Annotated in this window: 3 protein-coding genes; 2 read left to right on the top strand and 1 reads right to left on the bottom strand. The window is 39.9% G+C overall.

Annotated features, from left to right (window positions below; translation table 11 throughout):
* A partial coding sequence (locus tag SINDD18_RS00695; RefSeq protein ID WP_241497298.1) for a DUF2207 domain-containing protein occupies positions 1-1,841 on the bottom strand: 1,841 nt, incomplete at its 3' end.
* A 129-nt stretch (positions 1,842-1,970) separates the two neighbouring features.
* Between SINDD18_RS00695 and SINDD18_RS00690 the strand changes: the two genes are divergently transcribed.
* Both SINDD18_RS00690 and SINDD18_RS00685 read left to right on the top strand, forming a co-directional pair.
* Positions 1,971-3,536: an ABC transporter substrate-binding protein/permease gene (locus tag SINDD18_RS00690; RefSeq protein WP_049527370.1), complete on the top strand. Its 1,566-nt coding sequence runs from the start codon at positions 1,971-1,973 to the stop codon at positions 3,534-3,536.
* On the top strand, positions 3,536-4,276 hold the full coding sequence (locus SINDD18_RS00685; protein WP_049549014.1) for an amino acid ABC transporter ATP-binding protein: 741 nt from the start codon (positions 3,536-3,538) through the stop codon (positions 4,274-4,276). Before SINDD18_RS00690 ends, SINDD18_RS00685 begins: the two co-directional genes overlap by 1 nt.
* Positions 4,277-4,728 lie beyond the last annotated feature (452 nt).

Genomic DNA, 4,728 nt, shown 5'->3' with positions numbered 1-4,728 from the left:
CTACCACTTCCAGATGATACAGAGAAGGTACTTGCTGTATTTGCAACCGAAGTGTATTGATTAATGTGAGCAGCAGATGTATGAAACTGTTTATCCCATCCACAAGATACATAAAGATTCATAGTTTCGTTTTCAAGTTGAATATTGTGGAGCTTCATGATCTTATTCACTTTCTTTGCGTATCCATACAGAGTTGCATAAACCAAAAGACGATTCCAAAGTACAATGCTCTCTAGTTCTGCCTTATCAAGATGCGCAATATCACGAAGCATATTTTCAAAACTTGTCCAAAGGTAATAGGCTTCTGCCCCTTCTTCGTTTAAGACTCCATCACGAGATGGACCTCGAGTCACAAAATAAACTAAGGCACTGGCAAGTAAGCCTATTAAACCTATGGAAAGTAAAGGAAGTGAAAAATAACCACGTGTTCGCAGGCTATAATAGAAGATAAGAAGGCCAATTAAACCTGTTACAGCTGAACAGACTTTCATACCAGTTACAAGACTATTTTCTTTATCCGTCAAAGGACGATAATAGCTTGGAAGACGTAGAATTTTCACCTTGTCTCGTACACAACTTTGCATGCGTTGAAGCCGTCTCTCGAAGGAACGCTTGAGATGCAAGCCGAATTCACGAATATGCTGCTCATCAGCTTCCTTAGCTCCATGGAATAGTCCTGAAGAAACTTGATACTCTGGAAAAAGATCTGAAAGAGCCAGTTCTTTATTAGTTGAGAGAGTCATCCGCAAGCATTCTTTTTCAAAATTCGACAAGCCTTTTTCACTATTGATTTTTATCCACGGTTCTTCTTCACCCTGAAAAATGGATAAATGCCCCCGATCAACTAAGTCTAGCAAAGTCGCCTGAATCAATCGTTCAAAAGAGAATTTGCCAAACTTCTTCTTATTCAAGGGACTGATTTCCTCCAAGGAGGTAGAGTAAATAGCCTCCGCCAAAACCATTGGAGGTAGATTCATTGGAGGTTCGTAAAGTCGATGATCCTTGGGATGTACCTTTTTGAGGGTCGTATGTTTACGAAATGCTCGATAATACATGATGGTCATCATCAATAACACGATAAAGATTATTGGAAAAATCCACTTTATCATTAGACTGGCTTGCACTTTGCTAGCTTTTATTTCTATTTCAATTTTTTTAAAATCTCTTAAACGCTCTTCTTCCAGTCCTTGGCTTGGAGCTACCGAGAAAGCCTCCCTGGGCCAATAGGCATGTAGCTCAACTTGACGTTTTCTAGGAAGATTTTTCATCTTCACCCGATAAATATCGTTTACTTTTTCGACACTTCCATCGTTGAGGAGTTTGCCTGTATGAAAAAAGAATTTCTCTGCCGGACTATCTGAAGTTACTCGAAATTCTAAGTCTTTGATGTCTCCTGAACTATCTGTCAGTGGTTGCCAATTCAGCTCAGCAATATCCTGATACAAGAAAAGAAGGTTTTTCAATTGCCAGGTAATGGTTACACGCACAGTGTCTCCAGCTTTTCCAGGATTTAAAATGATTACTTGATAGCCTTTCCCATTTTCCTTTGTGTAGGAAAGTGCATCTTCTATAATTTCTCCATTCTTTGATACTAGAACAGTTGGATCATCATCAATCTCAAAGCCTTCTGGCATTTTCCCTGCTTTTCCTAGTCCAACCGATTGACCATTAAAATCATCTTTAAAACGATAGGTGATTGTTTGTTGGAAAACTGCTGTATTATCTGCATGAATATTCAAATCTCCCTTATAAGCTAGAATATCAAAGTCTACAGCAAAAACCAGGCGAGGTAGCAATAGCAAACAGGCAAACACCAAAGTAAATAGCCATCTTTTTTTCATCGTATACTCCCTTTCAAGTTTTTCACTATTATATCATTTTTTACAAGTAAGGGTTTACTAAGATTGAAAAAGTTCCGCTTTTTCGATACAATAGAGAGAAGCAATTTTAGACTAGAAATAGGAGAAATCATGAAAAAATTATGCTTAACTATCCTTGCTAGCCTGGCCCTTACTTTAGGACTAGTTAGCCAGGTCCAAGCCGATGAATATTTACGCATCGGTATGGAGGCAGCCTACGCACCCTTTAACTGGACTCAAGATGACGACAGTAACGGTGCTGTCAAAATCGATGGAACCAACCAATATGCTAATGGTTACGACGTCCAAATAGCTAAAAAGATTGCTAAGGACCTAGGTAAAGAGCCCTTGGTTGTTAAAACCAAGTGGGAAGGACTTGTTCCAGCCCTTACTTCTGGTAAGATTGATATGATCATTGCGGGGATGAGCCCAACTGCTGAACGCAAACAAGAAATTGCATTTTCAAGCAGCTACTATACTAGCGAACCAGTACTTTTGGTCAAAAAGGATTCTGCCTATGCAAACGCCAAATCACTAGAGGACTTTAGTGGAGCAAAAATCACTTCTCAACAAGGGGTTTACCTTTATGATTTAATTTCACAAATCTCAGGCGCTCAGAAGGAAACTGCCATGGGAGATTTCGCCCAAATGCGTCAAGCTCTTGAAGCTGGTGTCATTGATGCCTATGTTTCTGAACGTCCTGAAGCCCTAACTGCCGAATCAGCAAACGCTAAGTTCAAAATGATTCAGCCTGAACCTGGTTTTAAAACTGGTGAAGAAGATACATCTATCGCTATTGGACTTCGTAAAGATGATAACCGTATCAGCCAAATCAATGCCAGTATTGAAACCATTTCTAAAGATGAACAAGTTGCGCTCATGGATCGTATGATCAAAGAGCAACCAGCAGAATCTACAACGACAGAGGAAAGCAACAGTAATTTCTTTGGCCAAGTCGCTAAAATTCTGACTGAAAACTGGCAACAACTCTTGCGTGGTGCTGGTATTACACTTCTCATTTCAATTATCGGTACCATCGTTGGTCTCGCTATCGGTCTTGCTATCGGTGTCTTCCGTACAGCACCTCTATCAGAAAATCAATTTATTTTCGGCATCCAAAAACTAATCGGTTGGATTCTCAATATCTATATTGAAATTTTCCGTGGGACACCTATGATTGTACAATCTATGGTTATCTACTATGGAACTGCTCAAGCTTTCGGAATCAATCTAGACCGTACGCTAGCTGCTATCTTTATCGTTTCGATCAACACTGGTGCCTACATGACTGAAATCGTCCGTGGTGGTATCCTAGCTGTTGATAAGGGACAATTTGAAGCGGCAACTGCACTTGGCATGACTCATAACCAGACCATGCGTAAGATTGTTTTGCCTCAAGTTGTTCGAAATATTCTACCAGCGACTGGTAATGAGTTCGTCATCAACATCAAGGATACTTCTGTATTGAACGTTATCTCTGTTGTAGAACTTTACTTCTCAGGAAATACAGTAGCAACACAAACCTACCAGTACTTCCAAACCTTTACCATCATCGCAGTTATCTACTTTGTCCTCACCTTCACAGTAACGCGTATCCTACGCTTCATCGAAAAACGTATGGATATGGATACCTACACGACAGGTGCTAACCAAATGCAAACGGAGGATTTGAAATAATGAGTCAACCAATCCTTGAAATCAAACACCTCAAAAAATCCTACGGGCAAAACGAGGTCTTAAAAGACATCTCTCTCACTATTCATAAAGGAGAAGTGATTTCTATCATCGGTAGTTCCGGTAGTGGTAAATCAACCTTCCTACGTTCTATCAACCTTCTCGAAACACCAACTGATGGTGAGATCCTTTATCACGGTGAAAACGTACTTGAAAAAGGGTATAACCTCACTCACTATCGTGAAAAACTAGGCATGGTTTTCCAATCCTTTAACCTCTTTGAAAATCTCAACGTTCTTGAAAATACGATTGTTGCACAGACAACCGTTCTCAAACGTGAACGATCAGAAGCAGAGAAAATTGCTAAAGAAAACCTTGAAAAGGTTGGAATGGGAGAGCGCTACTGGCAAGCTAAACCAAAACAACTTTCTGGTGGTCAAAAGCAACGTGTAGCCATTGCTCGCGCGCTTTCTATGAATCCTGATGCCATTCTCTTTGACGAGCCTACTTCAGCCCTTGACCCTGAAATGGTCGGTGAAGTTCTAAAAATCATGCAAGAACTAGCTCAAGAAGGCTTGACAATGATCGTTGTAACCCACGAAATGGAATTTGCTCGTGACGTATCACACCGTGTCATCTTTATGGACAAAGGTGTGATTGCAGAAGAAGGCAAACCTGAAGATTTATTTACAAATCCTAAAGAGGAACGTACAAGAGAATTTTTACAACGCTATTTAGGATAAGATAAAAGCGGTTGGATAAACCTCTTAAACTAAGAGTTGTATTCCTTTTCAATCCCCAATCAACATTGAGTCAAAGGCTCATGAACATAAAAATCAAGGTCGGAGTTTTTTATTCCGACCTATTTTTATATCTTCGATGCCATCTTCTGCTTTCTGAGCAAGTATTGCTTGTAGCTATATTCCTAATCTTTTATTTGATTTTCATGAGTGATACTCAATGAAAATCAAAGAGCAAACTAGGAAGCGAGCCGCAGGCTGTACTTGAGTACGGCAAGGCGAAGCTGACGTGGTTTGAATTTGATTTTCGAAGAGTATGAGATCACTCCTCTCCTGTCAACCTAGCTCATCCTAACAAATAGATTTGTTGAGTAGGTCATAGCATGGCTATTTCTCCATTCCATAAATAAAAGCAGACCCTAATTAGAGTCTGCTTGTATCCAAAGATTAATCGG

The sequence above is a fragment of the Streptococcus infantis genome (assembly GCF_001579645.1).
GTDB classification, from domain to species: domain Bacteria; phylum Bacillota; class Bacilli; order Lactobacillales; family Streptococcaceae; genus Streptococcus; species Streptococcus infantis_E.
The sequence above is the reverse complement of the archived record's forward strand: the minus strand, read 5'-3'. Positions and strand labels throughout refer to the sequence as shown.